The organism is Streptomyces sp. Z423-1, from assembly GCF_013009255.1.
In the GTDB taxonomy this organism is placed as follows: Bacteria; Actinomycetota; Actinomycetes; order Streptomycetales; family Streptomycetaceae; genus Streptomyces; species Streptomyces gossypiisoli.
Window position 1 is genome coordinate 3065810 of the sequence record NZ_CP053109.1, and the last position, 19576, is coordinate 3085385.

The window sequence follows — 19576 nt, forward strand, 5'->3', positions numbered from 1 at the left end:
TGAAGCCCATCCGAGTGAGCAATTCCGCACAAGCGGAGCAAACGCAACGTACGGCAGGAAAAGGAGGCGCAGCCATGGCCGCGGGCGCCCCCCGGATCTTCGTCTCGCATCTCTCCGGCACCGCCGTCTTCGACCCGAACGGCGACCAGGTGGGCCGCGTACGCGATCTGGTCGTCATGCTGCGGGTCGGCAGCAAGCCGCCGCGGCTGCTCGGGCTGGTCGTCGAACTCACCACCCGCCGCCGCATCTTCCTGCCCATGACCCGGGTCACCGGCATCGAGTCCGGACAGGTCATCACCACCGGCGTGCTCAACGTCCGCCGCTTCGAACAGCGCCCCACCGAGCGGCTGGCCTTCGGCGAGCTGCTCGACCGGCGCGTCACGCTCATGGAGACCGGCGAGGAGGTCACCGTCCTCGACCTGTCGGTGCGGCAGCTGCCGGCCCGCCGCGACTGGGAGATCGACCGCGTCTTCGTCCGCAAGGGCAAGAAGGGCGGCACCTTCCGGCGGGCCAAGGGCGAGACGCTGACCGTGGAGTGGTCCGCCGTCACCGGCTTCTCCTTGGAGGAGCAGGGTCAGGGCGCCGAGAGCCTGCTCGCCACGTTCGAGCAGCTGCGTCCCGCGGACCTGGCGAACGTCCTGCACCACCTCTCGCCCAAGCGGCGCGCCGAGGTCGCCGCCGCCCTCGACGACGACCGTCTCGCCGACGTCCTGGAGGAGCTGCCGGAGGACGACCAGGTCGAGATCCTCGGCAAGCTCGAGGAGGAGCGCGCCGCGGACGTGCTGGAGGCGATGGACCCGGACGACGCCGCCGACCTGCTCTCCGAGCTGCCGGAGGAGGAGAAGGAGCGGCTGCTGAGCCTGATGCAGCCCGACGACGCGGCCGAGATGCGGCGCCTGATGGCGTACGAGGAGCGCACCGCGGGCGGTCTGATGACCACCGAGCCGATCGTGCTCCGGCCGGACGCCACCGTCGCCGACGCCCTCGCGCGGGTCCGCAACCCCGACCTCTCCCCCGCCCTCGCCGCCCAGGTGTACGTCTGCCGCCCGCCCGACGAGACGCCGACCGGCAAGTACCTCGGCACCGTCCACTTCCAGCGGCTGCTGCGCGACCCGCCGTACACCCTGGTCAGCTCGATCCTCGACGACGACCTGCAACCCCTCGCGCCGGGCGCGGCGCTGCCGCTCGTCGCCGGGTTCTTCGCGACGTACGACATGGTCGCGGCGCCCGTCGTCGACGAGTCCGGGTCGCTGCTGGGCGCGGTGACCGTGGACGACGTACTGGACCACATGCTGCCCGAGGACTGGCGCGAGACCGAGTTCGAGCTGGAGGAGGGTGAGGGGGTGGCCGCCCATGGCTCCGGAGCGTGAGGTGGTGCGGCGCGAGCTGGGGCGCGAAATCGGCCGGGAGCGCCTGCCGGCCGGGGCCACGGCGACCACGCGCCCGCGCGCCCGGCTCGACCAGCCACTTCCTCGCCGGCCCCGGATCCTGCCCGAGTGGGACCCGGAGGCGTTCGGGAAGCTGTCGGAGCGCATCGCCCGCTTCATCGGTACCGGCCGGTTCATCGTCTGGATGACCGTCGTCATCGTGGCGTGGCTGCTGTGGAACGTGTCCGCGCCGGCGCCGCTGCGCTTCGACGAGTTCCCGTTCATCTTCCTGACCCTGATGCTCTCCCTCCAGGCCTCCTACGCCGCCCCGCTGATCCTGCTCGCACAGAACCGGCAGGCCGACCGGGACCGGGTCAACCTCGAACAGGACCGCAAGCAGAACGAGCGGTCGATCGCGGACACCGAGTACCTGACCAGGGAGATCGCCGCCCTGCGCGTCGGGCTCGGCGAGGTGGCGACCCGGGACTGGCTCCGCTCCGAGTTGCAGGACATGGTCAGGGAACTCCAGGACGGCCACCCCGACGGTCACCGTGTATTCCCGGCAGATCGGTCAGGGGTGCGTGACGTAGACGACCGCTGACGGGCTTTCCGGAGGATGTGTGCGGCGCCGTACCATCGTCCTTATGGCTACGGAAGACGCGGTGCGCGAAGCACTGGCGACGGTGAACGACCCCGAGATCAACCGGCCCATCACCGAGCTCGGGATGGTCAAGTCGGTGGAGATCGGTGCGGACGGTGCGGTCGCGGTCACCGTGTACCTGACGGTCTCGGGCTGCCCGATGCGCGAGACGATCACGCAGCGGGTGACCGAGGCGGTCTCCCGGGTCGACGGCGTCACGCGCGTCGACGTCACGCTCGACGTGATGAGCGACGAGCAGCGCAAGGAGCTGGCGGCGGCCCTGCGCGGCGGCCAGGCCGAGCGCGAGGTGCCCTTCGCCAAGCCCGGCTCGCTCACGCGGGTGTACGCGGTCGCGTCCGGCAAGGGCGGCGTCGGCAAGTCGTCGGTCACGGTGAACCTGGCGGCGGCGATGGCGGCCGACGGCCTGAAGGTCGGTGTCGTCGACGCCGACATCTACGGCCACTCGGTGCCGCGCATGCTGGGCGCCGACGGACGGCCCACCCAGGTCGAGAACATGATCATGCCGCCGTCCGCGAACGGCGTGAAGGTCATCTCCATCGGCATGTTCACGCCGGGCAACGCCCCCGTCGTGTGGCGCGGCCCGATGCTGCACCGCGCGCTCCAGCAGTTCCTGGCGGACGTGTACTGGGGCGACCTGGATGTTCTGTTGCTTGACTTGCCTCCGGGCACGGGCGACATCGCGATCTCCGTCGCCCAGCTGGTCCCGAACGCCGAGATCCTGGTCGTGACGACCCCGCAGCAGGCGGCGGCCGAGGTGGCGGAGCGGGCCGGTTCCATCGCCGTCCAGACCCACCAGAAGATCGTCGGCGTGGTCGAGAACATGTCCGGCCTGCCCTGCCCGCACTGCGGCGAGATGGTCGACGTCTTCGGCACGGGCGGCGGCCAGGTGGTGGCCGACGGCCTGACCAGGACCACGGGTACGAACGTCCCGGTCCTCGGCAACATCCCGATCGACGTCCGCCTCCGCGAGGGCGGCGACGAGGGCAAGCCGGTGGTGCTGACCGACCCGGACTCCCCGGCGGGCGCGGCCCTGCGGTCCATCGCGGGGAAGCTGGGGGGCCGGCAGCGGGGTCTGGCGGGCCTGTCGCTGGGGATCACGCCCCGCAACAAGTTCTGACGGGCGTGCGGGTGGCGCCTTCAGGGGCGCGGGGCCGTATCGATACGCGGCTCCGCCGCGCGGGGGCGGACAACCACAGACCACCCGCAGCCGCCCACACTCCTTGTGCCCCACGGCGAAGGGGCGCCGATTCCCACCGGCGCCCCTGATCTCACGCGTACTCGGCGATGTCCTTGATCATCGCGAACCCCAGCCCGTACGCACTCATCCCCCGGCCGTACGCGCCCAAGTGAACCCCCTCCTGCGTGGACCCCGCGAGCACCCACCCGAACTCGGACTCCCGGTAGTGGAAGGGCGTCGGCACACCGTCGACGGGAAGAGACAGCGTCGACCAGTCCGCACCGGCGAGATCGTCCGCGAGGACCCACGCCGTCTCGGTCTGCTGCTCCAGCCAGTCGTCCCGCAGACTGTGGTCCATCTGCCCGGGCCAGGTGAAGGACAGCAGCCCCACCCCCGCGAGCCAGGCGGCCGAGGAGACCGACGTCGCCTCCAGCAGCCCCGTACCGTCGGCAGTGCGCCGCACGGGATTCGCGGCGACCGTCACCACCACCGCGAACCGCTCGCGCTCCTCGGCGACCCCTTCGGCACGCACCGAGGGCTCGTCACCGTGACCGATCGAACCGTGCTCCACGGCTCCGTCGGCCGTCATACCCACCTGCATCAGCCAGCGCGGGCCCGTGAACGCCTCGTCAAGGCCGTACCACGGGAAGGGCGCACGCAGGTAGCCGTCGACCGTACGCCGGGCGGAGGGGACCTGTTGCCCGCCCTCCGCGGCCGGCGCTTGCGCGACTGCCCGACTCGTCGTCTCCATTGCCCGGACGCCTCCTCGCTCTCGTCGGAACGGACGGCCCGCCCCCCTTCGGGCGTACTCGTCCGGTCCGCACAACAACTCGGCAGCATATCCACACCTCTGCGGGCAGCCGGGAATACGCCCGGCGCGTGGGTCGCGGGGACGTCGCGTTCGAGCTGTGGGGGCGCGTGAAGGCTGTGGTGCATCGGAGCCGCGTCCAGCGAGGTGGCGCGCGTGCGGGGCGGGTGTCCCGCTGGGGAGGGGTGTCCCGCCGGTGGGCGGGGGGGGGTCCCGCCGGTGGGCGGGATGTCCCGCCGGTCTCAGGTGGCGTCGGCGTCGAAGGGCGGGCGGTCGTCGGGCTTCTTCATCATGTCGACGGACTTCTTCGTCATGTCGATGCGAGCGCCCGAGGAGCCGGAGGCGGCGGACGGCTCCGGGTCGCGGCCGTGGACCGCGTCCGTGACCTCGGCCATCTCCTTCTTCAGGTCGAAGCCGTTACGGATCTCCTTCAGCCCCAGGTCGTCGTTGTCCAACTGCTTGCGGATGAACGTCTTGGGGTTGAGGTCCTCGAACTCGAAGTCCTTGAACTCCGGGCCGAGTTCCTGCCGGATGTCCTGCTTGGCGCTCTCCGAGAACTCACGGATCTTCCGGACGGTGCGCATCACGTCCTGGATGACCTTCGGGAGCTTGTCCGGACCGAACACGAGCACGGCGAGGACGACGAGCGTCACCAGCTCCAGCGGTCCTATGTCATTGAACACCTGAAAGCTCCTTGCGTGTCCCGGGCCGGATCCACGGTACCCGTCGATCCTGTCCGATCGGTACCGTCCCGTGCCCCCCACGTGTGGGTAAGTGAGCGTTTTTCCGGCTGTTTGCCTTGTGGGCCGGGGTTCGCTGTCCTATCTGTGAGATTTGTGTGATTTCGAGATCCATGTGAGTACTAGATCTGTGTTCTGGATCTGTGTGAGTTCGCTCAGTCGCCGTCCGAGGAGCCGAGCACCAGCGAGATCGTCCGTTCCTCGCCGTCCCGCTGGAGGGTCAGCTCCAGCCGGTCGCCGGGGCGGTGGGCGCGGGTCTTGATGATCAGTTCCTCGCCGGAGTGGATCCGCTGGCCGTCGACCTCGGTGATGATGTCGCCCGGCTCGATCCCGGCCTTGTCGCCGGGCCCGCCCGGGATGACGGGGGCGTCGCCGTCGCTGTCCTGGGCGCGGACACGGGCCCCGTCGCCGGTGTAGCTCATGTCGAGGGTGACGCCGATGACCGGGTGGGTCGCCTTGCCGGTGTTGATCAGTTCCTCGGCGACGCGTTTGCCCTGGTTGATCGGGATGGCGAAGCCGAGGCCTATGGAACCGGACTGGCCGCCGCCCAGGTCGGTGCCGTCGTTGGCGGAACGGATCGCGGAGTTGATGCCGATCACGCGGGCCCGGGCGTCGAGCAGGGGGCCGCCGGAGTTGCCCGGGTTGATGGGGGCGTCGGTCTGCAGGGCGTCGACGTAGGAGATGTCGCTGGCGTCGCCGCTCTCGCCGCCCGCCGTGATGGGGCGCTCCTTGGCGCTGATGATGCCGGAGGTGACCGTCCCGGCCAGGTCGAAGGGGGCGCCGATGGCGACGACCGGGTCGCCGACCTGGACGTTCTCGGAGTTGCCGAGGGGCAGCGGCTTGAGACCGCTGACGCCGCGGACGCGGACGACCGCGAGGTCGTAGCCGCCGTCCCGGCCGACGAGCTCGGCCTTCGCCGTCTCGCCGCTGTGGAAGGTGACCGTTATGTCACCGTCCGCGCCGGCGGGCTCCACGACATGGTTGTTGGTGAGGATGTGACCCCGGCCGTCGAGCACGAAGCCGGTGCCCGTGCCTGCCTCGCCGGAGCCGCTGACGTGCAGGGTGACCACGCTGGGCAGGGCCCGTGCGGCGATACCGGCCACGCTGTCGGCGTCCCGCCCGGCGGCCTCCTGCCCGGCCTGCGGCAACTCCACCTGCCCGACCCCGCCGTTGCGCTCCAGATACGCGCCGACGACCCCGCCGACGCCGCCGGACACGAGGGCGACGAGCACGGTACCGACGACGATGACCTTCTTGGCCCGCTGACGACGCTGCTGCTCGGTGGGTATCGCGGCGCCGGTCTGCTGAAGCGGGGCGGCGGCGACGCCCGCGCCGGGGGTGGGGCTTGGCGCGGCCCAGGGGTCGTAGCGGTGCCAGGAGTTGGGGGAGGTGGGGGCGTCTGGTGATGCCGGTGACGGTGGGGTGTCGGTGGTTGGCGGTGGCGCGGGCATGCCAGTGACGGGGGGCGGGGCGGGGGCCGGAACGGCTTGCGTGGGGGCCGGTACGGCTGGGGCGGGGCCCGGCACGGCCGGTGCGGCGCCCGGAACGGCAGACGCGGGAGACGGTACGGCTGGTGCCGAGCCCGGAACGGCATGCGCGGGGCCCGGAACGGCAGACGCGGGACCCGGAACGGCAGACGCAGCGCCCGGCACGGCAGGCGCTGGAGGCGCCGGCGCTGCGGGCGTCGGAACCGGCGTCGCGGGCATCCCGTGCGGTGGCGGCGCCGTCGGCGGTGGTGTCATCGCCGTGCCGTGTGTGGGCGGCGTGGTCGCCGGATGCTGTACGGGCGGAGCGGGTGCCCAGGGGCCGGGCTCGCCGTAGGGCGGGGTGCTGTACGGGTCGGGATCGTGGAGGGGCCTGACGTCCTCGACGGCGGGCGGGGAGACCGGAACCGCGTCCGCCTGCGCACCGGACGCGGTCATGTCACCCTTCGATGCCTGCGACGTATCGTCCCGCGAAGCCTCACCCTGCGACGCCTCGTCGGACGAGGCTTCCTCGGGCACATCCTCCGGGCGCCTCAGCTCGAAGTCGCCCTCCCCCTTGCCCGGCGTCGGCACGCTGCCCTCGTTCATGCTCTCCCCACAGCTGGCCGCGGCACGGCTCGTCGTTGGTGTGGCCGCAGTTCGTCGATTCCGCGCCGGACACCGTGGCGTCGGCGCGGTTCACCCTGGATTCAACCAGGTTCGCGCATCGCGCCGCAGGGCCCGGTCAGCGGGGCATGCCGGGAGAGGACGCGGAGGGAGTGGGCGTCCCGTCGGTGACGGGTGCCGCGAGCAGGCCGGGAGCCATGACCTCCGGTGCCGTCGACCAGCTGGTGAGCGTGATCGGCGGGGTCGCCGCCGGCGGACGTATCAGCGGCGACATCGCGGCCGCGCCGGTCAACACGGGAGCCGTCAGCCCGTGCACCGGCTGTGCCGCCACCCCGGGCAGCAACGGCGCGGACACCTCCGTCGGGGCAACCGGCGTGTCCCCGAGCGTCCGGCCGCCCTGGCCCTGGGCGAGCACTGGGCCGACGCCGCGGCGCCGCTGGTTCTCGGGCGCCGTCGACGTACCCGAACCCGGGCGGGCCGGGGTCACATTGCTTCCCGAGCCGCCCCGGGCGTCGGTGTCGCCCGGCGCTCCCGTGGTGACGCCGCCCAGGGCGATCGCGGCCAGGGACACCGCCCCGGCGGCCACGAACGCGAACCGGCGCCCGCGCGAGGCCGCCGCCCGCTCGGCCTCACTGCGGCCGACGTCATGGATACGGAAGCCGCGCTGTGCGGAGGCGGGCAGCACGGAGGCGTGCGCGGCGGTGGGAACGTACTCGAAATCGAAGCGCTCGCCGCGTCTCATGCCGAAGACGCCGGTGGCGCCGGGCCGTGCCGTGGGCAGCCCACCGCCGAATCCTCCCCCGACCGGTGGGACACCACCGTCGAGATCACCTCCTCCGGGGAGCCCCTGGAGGCGGGCCAGGAAGCTCTCGGAGGGCGGCGGCGGGGCGGCCTCCGCGAAGACGTTCTTCAGCCGGCGCTGGGCATCGACCTCCGCCTTGCACTTCGGGCAGGTCGCCACATGCGCCAGCACACGCTCGCGCGTGTCATGACCGAGCTCGCCGTCCACCAGGGCGGCGAGTCGGTCTCCCAGGTGCTGCTCTGCGAGGCGTTCCTCGGCAGCCGTCGGTCGTGTGCCACTCACGCGGACGCGCCCCCTCCCCCCAGAGCGGGGATACGGGGCACGAAGGAGCGGCGCTCGGCGCGCGCCTCCGGGGACCGGTGTGCGAGGGCCTTGCGCAGCTGGGAACGGCCGCGGTGGATCCGGGAGCGGACCGTGCCCAGCTTGACGCCGAGGGTCGCGGCGATCTCCTCGTACGACAGTCCTTCGATGTCGCACAGGACGACCGCGGCACGGAACTCGGGCGCGAGGGTGTCGAGGGCCTGCTGGACGTCCGCGTCGAAGTGCGCGTCGTTGAAGACCTGCTGCGGGGACGGCTCGCGGCTGGGCAGCCGCTCGGCCGCGTCCTCGCCGAGGGCGTCGAAGCGGATGCGCTGCTTGCGGCGGACCATGTCCAGGAACAGGTTCGTCGTGATGCGGTGCAGCCAGCCCTCGAACGTGCCCGGCGAGTACGTCGACAGGGAGCGGAAGACCCGGACGAAGACCTCCTGGGTGAGGTCCTCGGCGTCGTGCTGGTTACCGGTGAGGCGGTAGGCCAGCCGGTACACACGACCGCTGTGGGTGCTGACGATCTCCTCCCAGGTGGGCGGAGTCCACGCCTGCCCGTCCGCGTCGGTGGAGAAGGTCGCGGTCCGGTCGTGGCCGGCGGCGTGGTGGTGGTCAGCAGCGGTGTCGTTCACGGATTTCGGCCTGCCCGCCGACCCGAGGAAGCGCCGCAGCACTCCTGTGTGGGCCACAGGCGCAGCCGCACCTCCCCTGTCAGCTCTGGTGGTGTCCAGTGGAGCCCCTACCATAGCCACCTCGCCCGTTAGCTCCCCATAAGCGGTTTTACGAGAAATTGATCTGTGCTGATACGGCTCATACGGCTGCGTCAGTACTTGCTCGCCGTCCCGCCCGTCGTCGTGATCCAACTGTGTCCCCCGCCGTCGTTTCCCACCCTTCTAAACGCCCGGTCCCATCTGCGGGTTCCCGGCGCCAACGGATACAGTCACGCCCAGGCAACCACGGGGACAGGAGAGGGTCATTACCGGCAACCGGCTGACGAGCTGGGCGTTCGCCGACGCCTTTGTCGCCGAGGACGACGCGCTGCACTGGGCCCGCGACCGGGCCCGGGAGGCAGGGCTGCGCTCGGTGTCGCCCGGCACGGGCGCGGCGCTGCGGTTGCTGGCCGCCTCCGTGGACGCCAAAGCGGTCGCCGAGATCGGCACCGGCACCGGTGTCTCCGGGATCCATCTGCTGCACGGGATGCGTCCGGACGGCGTGCTGACCACCGTCGACCCCGAGCCGGAGCACCAGCAGTTCGCGCGGCAGGCCTTCCGCGCATCCGGGTTCGCCAGCAACCGGGCCCGGTTCATCCCCGGCCGGGCTCTGGACGTGCTGCCCCGGCTCGCGGACGCCGGCTACGACCTCGTCTTCTGCGACGGTGACCGGCTGGAGGTACTGGACTACCTCGCTGAATCGTTGCGCCTGCTGCGTCCTGGCGGGCTCGTGGCGTTCGAGGGCGTCTTCGCCAACGGGCGCACGGTGGACTCGGGACCGCAGCCGACGGAGGTGCTGCGGCTGCGGGAGCTGCTGCGCGCGGTGCGCGAGAGCCAGGAGCTGGTGCCGTCGCTGCTGCCGGTGGGCGACGGGCTGCTGTGCGCGGTCAAGCGGTGACGCTGTGACCTATGTGACCCCTGTATGACCCCTGTGGCCTGCACCTTCGTACCGGACATTGCCGGACATGCAACCGCCCCGGCACCGGATGCGGTGCCGGGGCGGTTGAAAGGGTATGGTCGCCTGCGGGTCAGCCCACGACCTTCTTGAGGGCGTCGCCGAGCGCGTCGGCCTCGTCCGGGGTCAGCTCGACGACGAGCCGACCGCCGCCTTCGAGCGGAACGCGCATGACGATGCCCCGCCCCTCCTTGGTCACCTCGAGCGGGCCGTCGCCCGTCCGCGGCTTCATGGCCGCCATGCTCGTTCCCCTTCCTGAAAACCAGCTCATCGTCAAGGCCGACGGCCCGCTGAAGGGCACGCGCGGTCCGTGAAGCCAGACACGCGACACCGGCATCGAACACATTGCTTCCCAGCCATTATCCCGCATCTCACGACCCGATGACCAACATCAGTCGGCATCGCTTGGGCAACGCGCGCGAGCAAAACCACTCAATTCGGCGATGTGACTGCGATACTGCGCAGCCGCACGGACTTCCGCGGACCGGAAACCGACCCGAATTCTTTGACGCAGCTCACACGGACGCTCGGGGCCGTTGTCGGTGATCTCCGCCATGCTGTCCTCAGACAGGACGTACCGATCAGGACGTACCGAGCGGTACGCCGCAAGCCGCCGACCCGGAGGGGATACGCCATGGCCGACACCGTGCTCTACGAGGTGAACGACGGGCTCGCGACGATCACGCTGAACCGCCCCGAGGCGATGAACGCGCTGAACATCGAGGCCAAGGTCGCCCTCCGGGACGCGGTCCAGTCCGCGGCGGCCGACGACGCCGTGCGGGCGGTGCTGCTGACCGCGGCCGGAGACCGGGCGTTCTGCGTGGGCCAGGACCTCAAGGAGCACATCGGGCTGCTGGCCGCCGACCGGGAGGCGGGCGAGGGGCAGACGATGAGCACCGTGCGCGAGCACTACAACCCGATCGTGCGGGCGCTGACCGGCATGGCGAAGCCCGTGGTGGCGGGCGTGAACGGGGTCGCCGCCGGGGCCGGCTTCGGCTTCGCGCTGGCCGCGGACTACCGGGTCGTGGCGGACACGGCGGCCTTCAACACGTCGTTCGCGGGCGTGGCGCTGACCGCCGACTCCGGCGTCTCCTGGACGCTGCCGCGTGTGATCGGGCCCGGGCGCGCCACCGACCTGCTGCTCTTCCCGCGCAGCGTCAAGGCGCAGGAGGCGTACGAGCTGGGCATCGCGAACCGGGTCGTGCCGACGGCTCAGCTGCGGGCGGAGGCCGAGCAGGTGGCCCGCGCGCTGGCCGAGGGGCCGACGGTGGCGTACGCGGCGATCAAGGAGGCCGTGGGGTACGGGCTCAGCCACTCCCTGGCCGAGACGCTGCAGAAGGAGGACGAGCTGCAGTCGCGGGCGGGGGCGTCGGAGGACCACGGGATCGCGGTGCAGGCGTTCGTGAACAAGGAGAAGCCGAAGTACCTGGGACGCTGAGCCGGGTCCACGTGCTGGGCAGGGCCTAGGGCCTGTTGCGAAAGTCCCGTCGTCCGCCCGGAGGGCGGGCCCCGCGGCGTTCGGTGCGTGCTCTCGGCGTGCCGCGCGGAAGTCCTCGTAGCGGCGCTACGTGGGCTTTCGCGCGGTGCGGCGAGAGTGCGTGCCGGGCGTCGCAGGGCAGGCGGGACTTTCGCAACAGGCCCTAGTCGACGCGGCGTGCGGCGCAGTCTGCCAGGTGGTCGTCGACCAGGCCGCAGGCCTGCATCAGCGCGTACGCCGTCGTCGGGCCCACGAAGCGCAGGCCCCGTTTCTTCAGGACCTTGGACAGGGCCGTCGACTCCGGGGTGACCGCGGGGACGTCGGCGATGGTCTTCGGGACCGGGCGGGCGGCCGGGTCGGGGGCGTGCGACCAGATCAGCGCGTCCAGCTCGCCCGGCGCCCAGTCGGCCAGCGCGCGGGCGTTGGCGAGGGTGGCGTCGATCTTCGCGCGGTTGCGGATGATGCGGGCATCGGTGAGGAGGCGGTCGCGGTCCGCGTCCGTGAAGCCGGCCACCGTGGCGATCTTGAAGTCGGCGAAGGCGGCGCGGAAGCCGGGGCGGCGGCGCAGGATGGTGATCCAGGACAGGCCGGACTGGAAGGCCTCCAGGGACAACCGCTCGAACAGCGCGTCGTCGCCGTGGACCGGGCGGCCCCACTCCTCGTCGTGGTACGTCACGTAGTCCGGCGTCGACAGGGCCCAGGGGCAGCGCAGCGCGCCGTCCGGGCCGGCCAGGGCGGTGCCGTCGCTCACCGGTGGTCCTCTTCCCGGGCGGTCCGGTCCGTGCTGACGCGGGCGGCGGCCTGGGCGCCGGCCAGGGCGGACTCCAGGTCGGCGATCCGGGCCTCCCGCTCGGCGAGCTCGGCGGCGAGGCGGTTCAGGGCGTCGTCGACGTCGGCCATGCGGTAGCCGCGGACGGCGAGGGGGAAGCGCAGGGCGTCGATGTCGATGCGGCTGACCGGGCGGTCCGGGGGCAGCGGGTCCTGCAGCCGCTCGGGCGCAGCCTCGGGGAGCGGGCCGTGCTCGCCGCCGCCGACCACGGCGAGGGTCACCGCGGCGACCACGACGGCGAGGGCGACGACCAGGAAAAAGAACATAACCATCGCTGAGGTCCCCACGCGGAGTGTGCCGGCATACGTGTGGCGTACGCCGACGTCGGATGTGTCAGGGTCCGATCGTGCCATGCGACTCTGACAGTTAGGGTCGCAGGCGGTCGCAAAGGGCCTGGGGCAGGGCAGGACAGGGTCCAAGACGGGGTCCAGGACCAGGAACGAGGAGAGGTCACAGGGGATGCTCAGGCTGGGCAGGCGGGAGTTCGACCCGCGCGAGCCGGTGATCATGGCGATCGTGAACCGGACCCCGGACTCGTTCTACGACCAAGGGGCCACGTTTCGCGACGAGCCCGCCCTTGCTCGGGTGGAGCAGGCGGTGGCCGAGGGGGCCGCGATCATCGACATCGGCGGGGTCAAGGCGGGGCCCGGTGAGGAGGTGAGCGCGCGGGAGGAGGCGCGGCGGACGGTGGGGTTCGTGGCGGAGGTGCGGCGGCGGTTCCCGGACGTGATCATCAGTGTGGACACCTGGCGGCACGAGGTCGGGGAGGCGGTGTGCGAGGCAGGGGCGGATCTTCTGAACGACGCGTGGGGTGGGGTGGATCCGCGGCTGGCGGAGGTCGCCGCGCGGTACGGGGTGGGGCTGGTGTGTACGCATGCGGGGGGCGCGGAACCGCGTACGCGGCCGCACCGGGTGACGTACGACGACGTCATGGCGGACATTCTGCGGGTGACGCTCGGGCTGGCTGAGCGGGCCGTGTCGTTGGGGGTGCCTCGGGAGTCGGTGCTGATCGATCCCGGGCACGACTTCGGGAAGAACACGCGGCACAGTCTGGAGGCGACGCGGCGGCTCGGGGAGATGGTCGAGACGGGGTGGCCGGTGTTGGTGTCGCTGTCCAACAAGGACTTTGTCGGGGAGAGCTTGGACAAGCCGGTGAAGGAACGGGTGATCGGTACGTTGGCGACGACGGCGGTGTCCGCGTGGCTCGGGGCGCAGGTGTACCGGGTGCATGAGGTGGCGGAGACTCGGCAGGTGCTGGAGATGGTGGCGGCGATCGCGGGTTGGCGTGAGCCGGCGGTTGCCCGCAGGGGGCTGGCCTGAGGCCTTCGCCCACCCACCCACCCGACTCGCTCGGCCAAGAGGTGGCCCTCTGGGGCTCCGCCCCAGACCCCCGGCGGGGCTCCGCCCCTGCACCCCCCTTGCCCACCCGCCCACCCGACTCGGTTGGACAAGAGGTGCCCCCCACTGGGGCTCCGCCCCAGACCCCGCCGGGGACTCCGTCCCCTGGACCCCTGGCGGCACTCCGTCCCCTGGACCTCTGGCTGCACTCCGTCTCCTGGCCCCCTGGCGAAGCGGCGCCCCTGAACCCCGGGGCGGAGCGGCGCCCTGAACCCCGGGCGGGGCGGCGCCCCTGACCCCCGGGCGGGGCGGCGCCCCTGACCCCCGGGCGGAGCAGCGCCCTGAACCCCGGGCGAAGCGGCACCCTGAACCCCGGGCGGGGCGGCACCCTGAACCCCGGGCGGGGCGGCACCCTGAACCCCGGGCGGGGCGGCACCCCTGGACCCCGGGCGGGGCTGCGCCCCCCTGCACCCCCAGGGCCTCCGCCCCATGCACCCCCGGCGACGCTCCGCCCCTGCGCCCCGGCACGCCTCCCCGAGCCTGCCCCAGCCCGCCTCCAGCCCACCCGGCAGACGGAACCCACGCCCTCTCCGACCAGCCCCGCTCGTCCTGCGTCAGTCCCAACGCCTCGGCCCGTCCGGCGCGCTTGAAGACGAGGCCGTTGAGGCCGAAGCGGGGGGGCTGGGGGCGGCAGCCCCCAGGGGGCGTCACCCAGACGCCGGGTGTGGGACAGACGCCGGGTGACTCAAGGAACCGGCTCAAGCGCAGCGCTAGCGGCCCGCCTCCTTCGACACCAGCGCCACCGCCTCGTCCACGTCGTCCGTCACGTGGAACAGGTGAAGGTCCTTCTCCGCCGCCTTGCCCTGGGCGACCAGGGTCTTGCGGAGCCAGTCGATCAGACCGCCCCAGTAGTCGGTGCCGAACAGGACGATGGGGAAGCGGGTGACCTTCTGGGTCTGGACCAGGGTCAGGGCCTCGAAGAGTTCGTCCAGCGTGCCCAGGCCGCCCGGCAGGACCACGAAGCCCTGCGCGTACTTGACGAACATCATCTTGCGGACGAAGAAGTAGCGGAAGTTCAGGCCGATGTCGACATAGGGGTTGAGGCCCTGCTCGAAGGGCAGCTCGATGCCCAGGCCGACCGAGATGCCGCCCGCCTCGCACGCGCCCTTGTTGGCCGCCTCCATCGCCCCGGGGCCGCCGCCGGTGATGACCGCGAAGCCCGCCTCCACCAGGCCTCGTCCGAGGCGCACGCCGATCTCGTACTCGGCGGACTCCACCGGCGTACGGGCGGAGCCGAACACGCTGATCGCGGGCGGGAGTTCGGCGAGCGTGCCGAAGCCCTCGATGAACTCCGACTGGATGCGAAGGACGCGCCACGGGTCGGTGTGGACCCAGTCCGACGGGCCGCCCGCGTCCAGCAGGCGCTGGTCCGTCGTGCTCGCCGTCACCTGGCTCCGCCGACGGAGGACCGGGCCGAGGCGCTGCTCCTCCGGCGGCTTGTGCTGACCCTCAGGGTTGCCGGTGGCCATGTGCGCTCCCTCCGCTTGCGGGGTATTTCCACCTCAGCGTAGATCCACGCCGGTTACGGGAGGGGGACATGTGTATGTCCGACGAAACAAAGCGCCCCTCACAGCCCCGCACGTTCGTCACGCCGTCAGCCAGGACCGCAGCCGCTCCTCACCCGCCAGGATCTTCGCCGTCTCCACCCGCTCGTCCCGCTTGTGCGCCAAGTGCGGGTTGCCGGGACCGTAGTTGACCGCCGGAATGCCCAGCGCGCTGAAGCGGGAGACATCCGTCCAGCCGTACTTGGGCTGCGGGGTGCCGCCCACCGCCTCGACGAAGGCCGCCGCGGCCGGGTGGGACAGGCCGGGCAGCGCGCCCGGGCTGTGGTCGTCGACGATGAAGTCGGTCACGCCGCAGTCCGCGAACACCTCACGGACGTGGGCGATCGCCTCCTCCTCCGTACGGTCCGGGGCGTAGCGGAAGTTGACCGTGACCACGCACTCGTCGGGGATGACATTTCCGGCCACACCACCCGAAATACGCACCGCGTTCAGGCCCTCGCGGTACTCCAGGCCGTCGATCACCGGGTAGCGGGGCTGGTACGAGGCGAGGCGGGCCAGGATCGGGGCCGCCGCGTGGATCGCGTTGGAGCCCATCCAGCCGCGCGCCGAGTGCGCCCGCTCGCCCGTCGTCGTCAGCAGCACGCGCAGGGTGCCCTGGCAGCCGCCCTCGACCTGGCCGTCGGACGGCTCCAGCAGCACCGCGAAGTCGCCCTGGAGCCACTCCGGGCGCGCCTCGGCGACGTGCCCGAGGCCGTTGAGGTCGGCGGCGACCTCCTCGTTGTCGTAGAAGACGAAGGTCAGGTCGCGGTTGGGGGCCGGGACCGTGGCCGCGATGCGCAGCTGCACCGCGACGCCCGCCTTCATGTCGCAGGTGCCGCAGCCCCACAGCACACCGTCCTCGTCCAGCCGGGACGGCACGTTGTCGGCGATCGGCACCGTGTCGATGTGCCCGGCGAGGATCACCCGCTGCGACCGGCCCAGGTCGGTGCGGGCGATGACGTTGTTGCCGTAGCGGTCGACCGTGAGGTGCGGCAGGGCGCGCAGCGCGGTCTCGATCGCGTCCGCGAGCGGCTTCTCGCTGCCGCTCTCCGACGGGAAGTCGACGAGCTGGGCGGTGAGCTGGGCGGCGTCCAGGGTGAGGTCAAGCGGGGAGTCGGCCATACCTTGACCCTAACCTCCCCGACCTGGGAGTACTTTCCGCACCAGGCTCCAGTCACTCCGTACTCTCCAGTACCTTGTACGCGTGCCAGAGCCGTCCCCTACTCTCCAGCGTCGTGGCCGCCTCCTCCGTATCGGGGCGGCCTTCGTGGTCCTGCTCGCGGTCGCGGGCTATCTCGCGGTGCAGTACATCACCGGAGGCACCGGCGGCCCGGGATGCAAGGTCGTCTCGGCCGACGGCGACGGGGCGACGTACGAGTTCAGCCCCGAACAGGCCGTCAACGCCGCGACGATCACCGCCGTCGGCACCGCCCGCGGGCTGCCCGAACGGGCCGTCACCATCGCCCTCGCGACCGCCCTGCAGGAGTCCACGCTGCACAACATCAGCCACGGCGACCGCGACTCGCTCGGGCTGTTCCAGCAGCGGCCCTCGCAGGGCTGGGGCACCGAGGAGCAGATCATGGACCCGATCTACTCGGCGGGCATGTTCTACGACCATCTGGTCAAGGTCCCCGGCTACACCCGGCTGCCCCTCACCGTCGCCGCCCAGCGCGTGCAGCGCAGCGGCTTCCCGCAGGCGTACGCCAAGCACGAGCCCGACGCCACCCTGCTGGCCGCCGCCCTCACCGGGCGTTCGGCGGCCACGCTGACCTGCGAGGGACGGCCGGGCGCGACCGCGACCGCCGGTCCGGACGCGGTGCGCTCCGCGCTCGTACGGGACTTCGGGCGGGACGCCGTGCAGCAGGCCGGCGCCGAGGTGGGCGCCACGACGCCCTCTCCCACGCCGACCCTGGTCACCGAGACCAGCGGGCGGACGGTGACCGTGCCCGTCACCGAGGACACCGACGGGCGCAGCGCCCGGGAGCGCGGCTGGCAGTTCGCCCACTGGGCCGTCGCCAACGCCTCCGCGCTGCACATCGAACGCGTCTCGTACGCCGGGCGGGAGTGGGTCGCGGGGCACACCGACAGCCGGTGGCGTGCCGCGGCGGGGGACGCGAGCAATGCGGACCGGGCGGAGAGCGCGGGGACCGCGAACGCCGTCCGCATTGTCACTGCGCAGTAGTGCGAGCGGTCACTCCCAGGGGTTACGTGCGTCCACTCGGGGCGACGGGGTGCTCAGGTTTTCGCGCCCTCACCCTCGTATGCGTCAAAGCCCTTGGGAACACGGGGCTGTAAGGATTCGGCAGACTTTCGGACCGGGTGTTCTTTGCCCGTTTTTATCCACAGCCGATAATGCGACGCATTGCCAACTCTTTACGTTGGCTCGCCGCAACCTTCGGGGGCTTCGAGCGGTAGTCAGTGCGTCCGAGCCCGAGAGCGAGACCCAGAACGCGACCGACATCGCGGGTCAACTCCCGGGCGCGGTTGAACACGTCACCGTTATCTCCGTCGAAGGAGCACCATGTCCCTCCCCCTGACCCGTCGGATCGCCCGTGCCGCGCTGCTCGTCGCAGCGGGAGCGGCTGCCGGGGTCGGTGCGGCCGGCTCCGCCAGCGCGGCCCCCGAACTGCCCGCCACCCCCAACCTCGGCGGGCTCTCCGCCCTGGACGGGGCGAGCGTCGGCAACACCGTCGACAGTGCGGCGCAGAGCGTCACCGGCACCGCCGGGGACACCGGCAGCAAGGCGGTCAAGACGGCGGTGCCGGCCGCGGGCAAGACCGGTGGCCAGGCCGCGAAGAAGGCGACGCCGGCCGTGCAGAAGGCCGTGGGTGACACCGCTGGGGCGGCCGGGGTCGCCGTGGGTGACGCCGCGTCGACCGCGACCACGGGCGCGCTGCCGACCGACGGGCTGACCAAGGGCGGGCTGACCACGCAGTCGCTGCCGACCACCGGGCTGCCGATCGGCTGAGTGCCGGGCGCCGCTCACCGGGCGACGGGGTCCAGGACGTTGTTCCTGGGCCCCGTCGCTGTGCTCAGAGCCTCACGGCTGTGCCTCAGAGGCTCTCACGGCTGTGCTCTGAGGCTCACGGCTGTACTCAGAGCATCACGGCTGTGCTCAGAGGCTCACAGCTGTGCTCAGAGCCTCACGCGAGCCGCTTCACCGCTGCCGCGATCCGCTCGTCCGTCGCCGTCACGGCCACGCGTACGAACTTCTCGCCCGCCTGGCCGTAGAAGTCACCCGGTGCGACCAGGATGCCCAGGTCGGACAGGTGGGCGACCGTGTCCCAGCAGGACTCGTCCCTGGTGGCCCACAGGTAGAGGCTGGCCTCGCTGTGCTCGATGCGGAAGCCGTGGCCCAGCAGGGCCTCGCGCAGGGCGGTACGGCGGGCCGCGTAACGCTCGCGCTGCTCGCGGACGTGGTTGTCGTCGCCCAGCGCCGCCACCGCCGCCGCCTGCGTCGGCGCGGACGTCATCATGCCGCCGTGCTTGCGGATCTCCAGCAGCGGGCCGAGGACGGCCGGGTCGCCGGCGAGGAAGGCGGCGCGGTAGCCCGCGAGGTTGGAGCGCTTGGAGAGGGAGTGGACCGAGACGATGCCCTCGTACGAGCCGCCGTTGACGTCCGGGTGGAGGACCGAGACCGGGTCGGCCTCCCAGCCGAGTTCGAGGTAGCACTCGTCGGAGAAAACCAGGACGCCGTGCTCGCGGGCCCAGGCGACGATCCGGGTCAGTTCCGCCTTCGACAGCACCTTGCCCGTCGGGTTGGAGGGCGAGTTCAGCCAGAGGAGCCTCAGGTTCGCCGGGTCGAGGTCCGTCGGGTCGTCGTACACCTCGTAGTCCGCGCGGGCCAGGCGCGCGCCCACCTCGTACGTCGGGTAGGCCAGGCGCGGGTAGGCGACCTTGTCGCCGGGGCCGAGGCCCAGCTGGGTGGGGAGCCAGGCGACGAGTTCCTTGGAGCCGACGACCGGCAGGACGTGGTGGTGGGTGACGTCCCGGGCGCCGAGGCGGCGCCGTACCCAGCCGGTGATCGCGTCGCGCAGTTCGGGCGTGCCCCACACGGTCGGGTAGCCGGGCGAGTCGGCGGCGGCGATCAGCGCCTTCTGGATCAGCTCGGGGACCGGGTCGACCGGGGTGCCGACGGAGAGGTCGACGATGCCGTCGGGGTGCGCGGCGGCCGTCTGCTTGTACGGCGCGAGCTTGTCCCAGGGGAAGGTGGGCAGGCGGTCGGAGACTGCGGACACGGTGTCTGGCTCACTTTCTGCTGCGGCAAACGACTCGGTCCCGTGCGGCGACGATCGGGGTGATCGGGCCGTACGGGACCGAGGCGGCGCGGTTCGGGCCGCTTACGGCGTCAGTCGGCCTGCGGCGGCAGCGCGGCGACGAAGGGGTGATCCCGCTCGATCAGGCCGAGCTTGCTCGCACCGCCGGGCGAGCCGAGCTCGTCGAAGAACTCGACGTTCGCCTTGTAGTAGTCCTTCCACTCCTCCGGCACGTCGTCCTCGTAGAAGATCGCCTCGACCGGGCAGACCGGCTCACATGCCCCGCAGTCGACACATTCGTCCGGGTGGATGTACAAGGACCTGGAGCCCTCGTAGATGCAGTCGACCGGGCACTCCTCGATGCACGCCTTGTCCTTGACGTCGACACAAGGCTGCGCGATGACGTAGGTCACGCTGTCGTTCCTCCTCGGATAGGGCGCTGGCGGGCCTCCTCAG

Annotated in this window: 20 protein-coding genes; 8 read left to right on the forward strand and 12 right to left on the reverse strand. The window is 71.8% G+C overall.

From position 1 onward, the window contains the following. The first annotated feature begins 74 nt into the window (after nucleotides 1–74). From HJD23_RS13720 to HJD23_RS13730, 3 genes are read left to right on the forward strand one after another with little or no spacing between them, the layout of a single operon-like run. Nucleotides 75–1370 (forward strand): CBS domain-containing protein, encoded by a 1296-nt coding sequence (locus HJD23_RS13720; RefSeq protein ID WP_171109891.1) that lies wholly within the window; start codon nucleotides 75–77, stop codon nucleotides 1368–1370. Then, nucleotides 1354–1968: a DUF1003 domain-containing protein gene (locus tag HJD23_RS13725; protein WP_171109892.1), complete on the forward strand. Its 615-nt coding sequence runs from the start codon at nucleotides 1354–1356 to the stop codon at nucleotides 1966–1968. Before HJD23_RS13720 ends, HJD23_RS13725 begins: the two co-directional genes overlap by 17 nt. A gap of 43 nt (nucleotides 1969–2011) precedes the next feature. Next, nucleotides 2012–3145 carry an Mrp/NBP35 family ATP-binding protein gene (locus HJD23_RS13730; RefSeq protein WP_171109893.1) on the forward strand — a complete coding sequence of 378 codons (1134 nt, stop codon included), beginning with the start codon at nucleotides 2012–2014 and terminating at the stop codon, nucleotides 3143–3145. Nucleotides 3146–3296: 151 nt separating this feature from the next. On the opposite strand, the gene HJD23_RS13735 is transcribed toward HJD23_RS13730, so the two are convergent. The 5 genes from HJD23_RS13735 to sigE all read right to left on the reverse strand — a co-directional run bounded on the left by HJD23_RS13735 (nucleotide 3297) and on the right by sigE (nucleotide 8625). Then, on the reverse strand, nucleotides 3297–3956 hold the full coding sequence (locus HJD23_RS13735) for a hypothetical protein (protein ID WP_171109894.1): 660 nt from the start codon (nucleotides 3954–3956) through the stop codon (nucleotides 3297–3299). A 299-nt stretch (nucleotides 3957–4255) separates the two neighbouring features. After that, complete coding sequence (locus tag HJD23_RS13740) at nucleotides 4256–4696, reverse strand: sec-independent translocase (RefSeq protein WP_171109895.1); 441 nt, start codon at nucleotides 4694–4696, stop codon at nucleotides 4256–4258. Between the two features lie 212 nt (nucleotides 4697–4908). Then, on the reverse strand, nucleotides 4909–6825 hold the full coding sequence (locus tag HJD23_RS13745; RefSeq protein WP_171109896.1) for a trypsin-like peptidase domain-containing protein: 1917 nt from the start codon (nucleotides 6823–6825) through the stop codon (nucleotides 4909–4911). Nucleotides 6826–6961: 136 nt separating this feature from the next. Further along, nucleotides 6962–7927 carry a zf-HC2 domain-containing protein gene (locus HJD23_RS13750; RefSeq protein ID WP_171109897.1) on the reverse strand — a complete coding sequence of 322 codons (966 nt, stop codon included), beginning with the start codon at nucleotides 7925–7927 and terminating at the stop codon, nucleotides 6962–6964. Further along, on the reverse strand, nucleotides 7924–8625 hold the full coding sequence (sigE, locus tag HJD23_RS13755) for an RNA polymerase sigma factor SigE (protein ID WP_171111637.1): 702 nt from the start codon (nucleotides 8623–8625) through the stop codon (nucleotides 7924–7926). Before sigE ends, HJD23_RS13750 begins: the two co-directional genes overlap by 4 nt. A 235-nt stretch (nucleotides 8626–8860) precedes the next feature. Between sigE and HJD23_RS13760 the strand changes: the two genes are divergently transcribed. Continuing rightward, complete coding sequence (locus tag HJD23_RS13760; protein WP_277347804.1) at nucleotides 8861–9559, forward strand: O-methyltransferase; 699 nt, start codon at nucleotides 8861–8863, stop codon at nucleotides 9557–9559. A gap of 130 nt (nucleotides 9560–9689) precedes the next feature. On the opposite strand, the gene HJD23_RS13765 is transcribed toward HJD23_RS13760, so the two are convergent. Continuing rightward, nucleotides 9690–9857 carry a DUF3117 domain-containing protein gene (locus HJD23_RS13765; protein WP_003966491.1) on the reverse strand — a complete coding sequence of 56 codons (168 nt, stop codon included), beginning with the start codon at nucleotides 9855–9857 and terminating at the stop codon, nucleotides 9690–9692. A 393-nt stretch (nucleotides 9858–10250) separates the two neighbouring features. On the opposite strand from HJD23_RS13765, the gene HJD23_RS13770 reads away from it, so the two are divergent. Beyond that, on the forward strand, nucleotides 10251–11054 hold the full coding sequence (locus tag HJD23_RS13770; RefSeq protein ID WP_171109898.1) for an enoyl-CoA hydratase-related protein: 804 nt from the start codon (nucleotides 10251–10253) through the stop codon (nucleotides 11052–11054). Between the two features lie 202 nt (nucleotides 11055–11256). On the opposite strand, the gene HJD23_RS13775 is transcribed toward HJD23_RS13770, so the two are convergent. Together HJD23_RS13775 and HJD23_RS13780 are read right to left on the reverse strand one after the other, a co-directional pair. After that, nucleotides 11257–11844: a DNA-3-methyladenine glycosylase I gene (locus tag HJD23_RS13775; RefSeq protein ID WP_171109899.1), complete on the reverse strand. Its 588-nt coding sequence runs from the start codon at nucleotides 11842–11844 to the stop codon at nucleotides 11257–11259. Further along, nucleotides 11841–12194, reverse strand: coding sequence for a DivIVA domain-containing protein (locus tag HJD23_RS13780; protein WP_171109900.1), 354 nt, complete (start codon nucleotides 12192–12194; stop codon nucleotides 11841–11843). The genes HJD23_RS13775 and HJD23_RS13780 overlap by 4 nt, the downstream gene beginning before the upstream one ends. Nucleotides 12195–12381: 187 nt before the next feature. On the opposite strand from HJD23_RS13780, the gene folP reads away from it, so the two are divergent. Further along, nucleotides 12382–13242: a dihydropteroate synthase gene (folP, locus tag HJD23_RS13785; protein ID WP_171109901.1), complete on the forward strand. Its 861-nt coding sequence runs from the start codon at nucleotides 12382–12384 to the stop codon at nucleotides 13240–13242. Nucleotides 13243–14030: 788 nt separating this feature from the next. On the opposite strand, the gene HJD23_RS13790 is transcribed toward folP, so the two are convergent. Continuing rightward, nucleotides 14031–14789, reverse strand: coding sequence for a TIGR00730 family Rossman fold protein (locus HJD23_RS13790; protein ID WP_171109902.1), 759 nt, complete (start codon nucleotides 14787–14789; stop codon nucleotides 14031–14033). A gap of 117 nt (nucleotides 14790–14906) precedes the next feature. Continuing rightward, nucleotides 14907–15986 (reverse strand): succinyl-diaminopimelate desuccinylase, encoded by a 1080-nt coding sequence (gene dapE / locus HJD23_RS13795; protein WP_171109903.1) that lies wholly within the window; start codon nucleotides 15984–15986, stop codon nucleotides 14907–14909. A gap of 82 nt (nucleotides 15987–16068) precedes the next feature. Here dapE and HJD23_RS13800 point away from each other — a divergent pair, with 82 nt between their 5' ends. Then, nucleotides 16069–17046: a heavy metal transporter gene (locus HJD23_RS13800; protein ID WP_171109904.1), complete on the forward strand. Its 978-nt coding sequence runs from the start codon at nucleotides 16069–16071 to the stop codon at nucleotides 17044–17046. 339 nt (nucleotides 17047–17385) lie between these two features. After that, entirely contained in the window at nucleotides 17386–17832 is a 447-nt protein-coding gene (locus tag HJD23_RS13805; RefSeq protein ID WP_171109905.1) for an ATP-binding protein, read from the forward strand. Nucleotides 17833–18007: 175 nt separating this feature from the next. Here the strand turns inward: HJD23_RS13805 and HJD23_RS13810 are convergent, their stop codons facing one another. Both HJD23_RS13810 and fdxA read right to left on the reverse strand, forming a co-directional pair. Beyond that, complete coding sequence (locus HJD23_RS13810; RefSeq protein WP_171109906.1) at nucleotides 18008–19102, reverse strand: bifunctional succinyldiaminopimelate transaminase/glutamate-prephenate aminotransferase; 1095 nt, start codon at nucleotides 19100–19102, stop codon at nucleotides 18008–18010. Between the two features lie 110 nt (nucleotides 19103–19212). Next, nucleotides 19213–19533 carry a ferredoxin gene (gene fdxA, locus HJD23_RS13815; RefSeq protein ID WP_141313802.1) on the reverse strand — a complete coding sequence of 107 codons (321 nt, stop codon included), beginning with the start codon at nucleotides 19531–19533 and terminating at the stop codon, nucleotides 19213–19215. Nucleotides 19534–19576 lie beyond the last annotated feature (43 nt).

Excerpts from the sequence above, each read along its gene's own strand:
- HJD23_RS13720 (WP_171109891.1), top strand. The coding sequence starts at position 75 with ATGGCCGCGGGCGCCCCCCGGATCTTCGTCTCGCATCTCTCCGGCACC.
- HJD23_RS13725 (WP_171109892.1), top strand. The coding sequence starts at position 1,354 with ATGGCTCCGGAGCGTGAGGTGGTGCGGCGCGAGCTGGGGCGCGAAATC.
- HJD23_RS13730 (WP_171109893.1), top strand. The coding sequence starts at position 2,012 with ATGGCTACGGAAGACGCGGTGCGCGAAGCACTGGCGACGGTGAACGAC.
- HJD23_RS13735 (WP_171109894.1), bottom strand. The coding sequence starts at position 3,956 with ATGGAGACGACGAGTCGGGCAGTCGCGCAAGCGCCGGCCGCGGAGGGC.
- HJD23_RS13745 (WP_171109896.1), bottom strand. The coding sequence starts at position 6,825 with ATGAACGAGGGCAGCGTGCCGACGCCGGGCAAGGGGGAGGGCGACTTC.
- HJD23_RS13765 (WP_003966491.1), bottom strand. The coding sequence starts at position 9,857 with ATGGCGGCCATGAAGCCGCGGACGGGCGACGGCCCGCTCGAGGTGACC.
- HJD23_RS13770 (WP_171109898.1), top strand. The coding sequence starts at position 10,251 with ATGGCCGACACCGTGCTCTACGAGGTGAACGACGGGCTCGCGACGATC.
- HJD23_RS13780 (WP_171109900.1), bottom strand. The coding sequence starts at position 12,194 with ATGGTTATGTTCTTTTTCCTGGTCGTCGCCCTCGCCGTCGTGGTCGCC.
- folP (WP_171109901.1), top strand. The coding sequence starts at position 12,382 with ATGCTCAGGCTGGGCAGGCGGGAGTTCGACCCGCGCGAGCCGGTGATC.
- HJD23_RS13790 (WP_171109902.1), bottom strand. The coding sequence starts at position 14,789 with ATGGCCACCGGCAACCCTGAGGGTCAGCACAAGCCGCCGGAGGAGCAG.
- dapE (WP_171109903.1), bottom strand. The coding sequence starts at position 15,986 with ATGGCCGACTCCCCGCTTGACCTCACCCTGGACGCCGCCCAGCTCACC.
- HJD23_RS13805 (WP_171109905.1), top strand. The coding sequence starts at position 17,386 with ATGTCCCTCCCCCTGACCCGTCGGATCGCCCGTGCCGCGCTGCTCGTC.